This window comes from Pseudomonas sp. P5_A12 (assembly GCF_056400685.1).
Window position 1 is genome coordinate 1 of record NZ_JBFUKU010000319.1, and the last position, 5,802, is coordinate 5,802.

Annotated in this window: 3 protein-coding genes and 1 pseudogene; 3 read left to right on the forward strand and 1 reads right to left on the reverse strand. The window is 55.6% G+C overall.

From position 1 onward, the window contains the following. On the forward strand, window positions 1-3,787 hold a 3,787-nt coding region (locus AC1DSG_RS26575), incomplete at its 5' end, for a TcdA/TcdB pore-forming domain-containing protein (RefSeq protein ID WP_477793546.1). A gap of 74 nt (window positions 3,788-3,861) precedes the next feature. On the opposite strand, the gene AC1DSG_RS26580 is transcribed toward AC1DSG_RS26575, so the two are convergent. Beyond that, on the reverse strand, window positions 3,862-4,458 hold the full coding sequence (locus AC1DSG_RS26580; RefSeq protein WP_007945221.1) for a MarC family protein: 597 nt from the start codon (window positions 4,456-4,458) through the stop codon (window positions 3,862-3,864). Between the two features lie 260 nt (window positions 4,459-4,718). Between AC1DSG_RS26580 and AC1DSG_RS26585 the strand changes: the two genes are divergently transcribed. Continuing rightward, complete coding sequence (locus AC1DSG_RS26585) at window positions 4,719-5,507, forward strand: hypothetical protein (protein WP_477793547.1); 789 nt, start codon at window positions 4,719-4,721, stop codon at window positions 5,505-5,507. Between the two features lie 58 nt (window positions 5,508-5,565). Beyond that, window positions 5,566-5,802: pseudogene (locus AC1DSG_RS26590) on the forward strand (hypothetical protein); the annotation flags it as partial.

The following is a 5,802-nucleotide window of genomic DNA, read 5'->3' on the forward strand; positions in this document are numbered from 1 at the left end:
GGATTACGTGCCGCTGCTCGAAACCGTCAACGCTGAACCTTCCGGTGAATGGAGCGTGTCCCTGATCGATATCAAGGATCCGCAAAATGTCGTTCGCGTCACCGTTAAAGACTCGCGCCTGTTCAAGATCAAGACGTGGTTGCACGAGCGATTTAATACGCTGGCAGGCAGTGGCAGTGAACATGCTCCGGGCGAGCCACCGGCGGTCAATACATTGAATGCCGGGTTTGCGATCCAGGCGCTGCTCAATGAGCTGCACGACCATGAGGACACTGCGCAGCGCATCAGCGCAGCGCCTTTGGCAACCGCGGTGCGCCTGCATGGCTACGTGATTTATGCCCAGCTCATTCATGGCAACCTGGCCGATATCGCTGGTGTCATCAAGTTGGTCAGGCAGGCTTTGATGAATGAACGGGTCATCKCTGAAACCACATCCAGTGTGGTGGGCCGCACGTTCGGGCGTGTGGCGGGCGAGGGTGCGGGCACGGTGCTGGCGTTGGCCAACGTCGGTTTTGACATTTATGAGCTGGCTAATGCAGACAACTCTGCGCAAAGGGCGCGCGCCGGAACCCRGTTGACCTTCGACCTGGCCGGGCTGGTCTTAAGTGGCGTGGCATTGGCCGTGGGCGGCACTGTTGGTGCATTCGCCGGGCCACTTGCCATTGTGGTGGCCGGCGTGGGTTATGGCGTGAGCGCCCTCGTAAGCAACTACAGCGCGATCCTGGAAAAGGCCCAGCAAGTGGGGCTGTATTTTGATGGGCTGAAAAGGGGTTATGGCCTCGGTGGTCATTCCCTGATCGATGGCATTGTTCATCCGATGTCGGACGTGGTGATAACGACCCTGGATTTGCGCAACCGGATGATCGAATTCGGCAGTCAGGCATTGTTTCCCGAGCATCGCAACGGGCCGGGATTGCCCGATTACTATGGCGATATCTCAAAGGCAATTAACATCCGAGAAGGCTGGGGTTTGCCCGGTCAGGCCTTGATCGCCGGAGGCCCGGGCGATGAGCCCGCTGATGACTACTCCGGAGATCGAACGGTCAGCGGCGCGATTTTGCCTTGTACGCCCCTGTGCTACTTCGGCTATGAGTACCAGCTCATGCCGGGTGYGGTTAATCGTCACGACAAGGGTTTCGATGTCGCCCGTGAGCTGGAGTTTGATGCCCAGGGCAACCGACAGTTTTACTTCACGCCCTGGACCCCTTTTGAGTACGTCGTCTACACACTCAGACCGGTCTACAAACCCACCACTGTCACGGTCCTGCTCGATAAAGACATTCAGTCCCTTTACGTTGCGCAAATTCCGCTTGAGTGGAGAGGACTGATTACCTATGACATTGAAGGTGTGGAAGGGCAGTGCTCGTTGTCGCTGAACCCCGGTGTCGCCGCTGTCCGGTTGATGACCACATCCGCCGATTCGCCGATGCATTGGGTGCTTCGTGCGCCGTGGGTGGGCGAAGAGGCTGTGATAGTCGACCCTTCGGGCCTGCGGGTTGATGGTATCGATGTACAGGTTGCAGCAGGGACTGAACTGCATATACAGCTTGCGGGCGGGCAAATGTTCGCCGTCGACTGGGTGCACAAACAACTTGTGCTTGAGGAACAGGAAATCGAAGACGCTTTCGATTCTCGGCTGTTGCAGGAACATCTGGCAAAACTGRCTCACGAACATCGCCTGGCCAGTCCTTATGTGCCTCTGCACAACTTCAGTGTGCCTTTCGCTGACCCGGCGGCACCGATTCGCACCAATGGTTTTTACGAAGCGGCCAAGGACCGGGTCTTATATGCCCGCAACCTGCCGGCCGCTGTCTGCGCTGACATTCAGCTTGGCGTCGTGTCAGGGGATGATCTGTACTTCTACCACCGCGAACATCAAACAATCTGGCGTGTTGACGCCGTTACCGGGCAGGTGACCCAACGGTATCGGTTGCTGAACCCTGTTCAGGGTTCAACCATCATCGCCTGTCAGAATGCGGGGGCAGCGATTCGTGTCGTCCAGCAGGTCATGGACCGTGATGGCATTCTTTATCRCATGGACTATCTGCTGTCGGCCGAAGGTGCACATCTCTGCTCCATTGAAACGACCGTGGACGATGTAGCTGGGGTTGCCGGTGAGAACTTTGTCTGGGGCGGGTGGGCGCAGTTCCTCACGACATTCGACTTACAGGATTCGTTTGAGGATGCCTCTACTGGTATGGCCGACTCGATTGAACACTGGACCCCGGCGACGTTTGTCGCGATGCAGGTTCGCTTCAAACAACAACGGCATACCGCCTGGGTGCGCATCAGCGATAACTGGCTTCTCTGGAACCGTGAAGTCCAGACGAATGGTTGGGTGTTGTTGATGCCTTCAGACACCGATGGCGACAGCGTACTGTTCTACGATGATGCCCAGCACATTCTGTGGCGCTGGACGCGCGGTACTGGCGACAACCCGGTGTTGGTCGCGGCGCTGAGTGAGTTGAAAAGTATGGTCGCCGTGGCGGGAGGCTACCTTGCCCTCACCCGCGAAGGCTTGCTGTTCGATGTCGGCAACGATGGTGTCATCCGACTGCAAGGTTTGAACGAGCAGTGGCTCGGCGCTCACCCATCTTGGCTGACGGAGTTGCCGGACATCGCCGGGCAGTACTCGGTTGATAGCTTTTCAATTGTCGGCCTTTCCAACGCTGACGGCCTCGCTATGTCCGCTTGGTATCAGGATAGGCAGCTACTGCTTGTTGATCCCGCTCACGGCCAGGATTTGCAACGGTTGGGTTCGACGCCTGACAAACACGCTGCCTGGTTTTTTGCGCGAGGGACGGGACGGCTTTATCGTCAGGCCTGTCTTCCGATAGAACAGTTGCAGACAGCAATCGGCGATGACAAGCGTTTGCTGCACAACGATGTGATTCCCGCGTTGCAGGCGATTTGGCCGCAGTGGTGCTTTGTTGATATCGCGGTTAGCGGCGCGGGGTTGCAAGGTTGGACCCATGACGGCATCTGCCTTGAGTTGCTCGACGGTGAGCCGGCCACGATCACTGGCGTGGACAAGCGGTTTTTCCCACCGCAGGTTACCCGGCAGGAGCAGGAATCGAAGTTGCGACGCTTGATCGACAATCAGCGGTATGCACTTGCCTTGAGGGTTGGTCGTGAGGGGGAACATTTCACCTGGTATGACACCTCGGCTGGCCGACTTTTTACGACTGGTGGGCGGTTCGACGGGCGGTGGTCTTCATACCTCGGGACTCGGGACCGACGGACCTTTCTGCTCTACGATCCGATCGGTCGTTTGCTACACAGTGACAAGCGTGATGTCTGGTTGATGCCAAGCGTTGTACAGCGGGATGCTGCAGTGCTGACCCTTGAAACCGACCACCGAATCGACGACCTGTTGCCGCTGATTCCCGATGAAATCACCACGCTGGTTCTGGCGAGCGAGCAGGGTGTGTTGACATGTCGACTGACTGCGCAGGTCTGGGAGCGTCTCGACTGCATCATTGTCGAGTGCGGGCGCCTGCAAGATGCGGGCGAGTGGGTGTCCGGCCTATTGACGTTGGAGACTGGGGCCCAGGATGTGTGGCAGGTCAACCTGATCGAAGGGCATTTGCTGTTAGCCGATCCCGACAGCGGACGCAGCCTGGTCCTTCGTGACGCTCAATCCATGCACAGTTCGCTTGCTCTGAGTCTTCAAGTCCTCGGTGGCACGATTGAGGTCACCCTCGATGAGTTGGTGCTAGCCATGGAGGGCGTCGATGCGCAGGGGCTCGCGCTGATGTCGCTCGTCGAGAGGTTGAACGACGTGTAAGCCTGCTCAAAGAGCTGATCCCGGTGTGTGCAAGGCCGCAGGTTTTCGAACCGGCGGCCTTGTCCATTTGGCCGTCAGGGAACCAGGTAGCCTTTCACCCCGGTAAAAATGATCTGCGCCGCCAGCGCGCAAACAAACAACCCCATCAACCGGCTGACAATCTGCAAGCCCTGGTCGCCGAGAATACGTTCGATGTGGTTGGCCAGATAAAGCACGACGCCTACGGTGAAACTCGCCAGAGCAATACTGAGAATCGCCGTGAGCTTGTCGTCCCAATGCGGCTGTCCGATACCCATCACCAGCAATGCGCCGATGGTGCCGGGGCCGACTGTCAGGGGAATGGTCAGCGGGACGATGGTCACGTCCTGCTGCACATTGTCGGTTTGCACCGCCGACTTGCCTTGGGCCATGCCCAGCGCCGAGATGAACAGCACGCTGCCGGCACCGATGCGGAACGCGTCTACGGTGATGCCGAAAACACTGAAAATCACCCGGCCGAACAGGTACAGCAAAACGCTGGACACCAGCGTGGCGACCGCCACTTTCCAGGCCAGGCGTCGTTGTTCCTTGCGCGAGTAGCCGCGGGTCAGGCTGATGAAGCAGGACAACACGAAGAATGGGCTGTAGAGCACCAGCATCTTCAGGTAAACGCTGAACAGCACTTGGAGCATGATTTCGGCTCGCATCAAAAGTGGGGTGAGGCGAAGTCTATCAGTCGATCAGTTGCGTGTGGGAATGGGGTTTCAAAGACTGGGTTGTAGTAGGTCTTTATTGGCGTGTTTTTAATTAAGTATATGGTGGTGGTTGTTATGGGGTGTGGGATATGGGGTATGGTGTTACATGTTTTTATTTGTCGGTATTAGTTGGTTTGGTTATTGTTGTTCCCGCAGGTTCAAGAAGAGCTTGTTAAGATATTAATAAGGAGTTTGTTATGAATAGCCAAGTAATGAGTCAACAATATATTGCCGCCTGCATTAACGATTTGCAGAAATATGAGATGGATGATGCTCTGACTATTCGCCCTCGTAGTATGTTTACGCTGGGTGACACCATTGAAGCGCCGTCGAAAGCCTCTATTGTGGGCGAAGGTGTGTTGTCTTTCAGTAGTGGCCTCAGTGCTGAGAACCGGTCGGATGCGCAGAATGCTTTTCTCTATGCAAGCCTTGTTGCGAACAAAGCATTTCCACAGGAGTACCAGGGTAAAGAGTGGTATGAGTTGTTTCGGGAAGTCATGACCAAAGCGGGCTGGACGCCTACCAGCAAGTACTACAACGACTTGCTCATCAGCGGAACCAGTGTCCGCATGGACAAACTGGTGTTGGAGATTCTTGGCTCAGTGGTCGCGGGCGTTGCGCTGCCTGGTCCTACCACTGCGTTGATGCTGAAAGTGGCGGGGGACGCGATTGCAGCCCTGCAAAAGCGCGATACAGCACTGACAGTTTATGAGCGAAACCTGTTGGCGCACGGCGTAGGCGGAATAGCGGCCGGCGCGTGCACGGAACATAATGGAGTAGCCATTTTGGCTCTCGGTGCGGTACGGTTTTTACGCAGTAATACGTCGACAAAAGTGCTGTTTGTGGATGTGGATACTCGTAGTGTGAAGTTGTATCGCGGTGAAACAACTTTTGAAAAAAATGATCTGCTCGCCAAGTCGACTCGTGAAGTTATTGCCAACAAACTTGTCGCGCACTCCGGCAAAATTGCTGACTATGACATCTAATTGAATCTTGCTGGGCAGTCGATTATCGACTGCCCTTTGCTATGGGTGAGAAAATGATATGGGTAACGATTATTTAGTGTCGGTGGTTGGGGCAGCTGTCGTGATTGTTCCTGAATCCGAATGTTGGGTAGCTCATGATGATGTGATCAATTCGGTATTGCTGGCGCAACTGGTTGCCAATAAAGAAGTTGAAAAAAATCCAGAGATTAATTGGTATGACGCTTATGTGAAGGTTTTAGATGGCTTTTGGCTTCGGCCAACAAAGGCGCGAGAGGAAAGGCTTATCACCGAACAC

What these genes read in the sequence shown, in the direction of transcription:
- AC1DSG_RS26580 (WP_007945221.1), bottom strand. Translation starts at nt 4,458, where the DNA reads ATGCTCCAAGTGCTGTTCAGCGTTTACCTGAAGATGCTGGTGCTCTAC.
- AC1DSG_RS26585 (WP_477793547.1), top strand. Translation starts at nt 4,719, where the DNA reads ATGAATAGCCAAGTAATGAGTCAACAATATATTGCCGCCTGCATTAAC.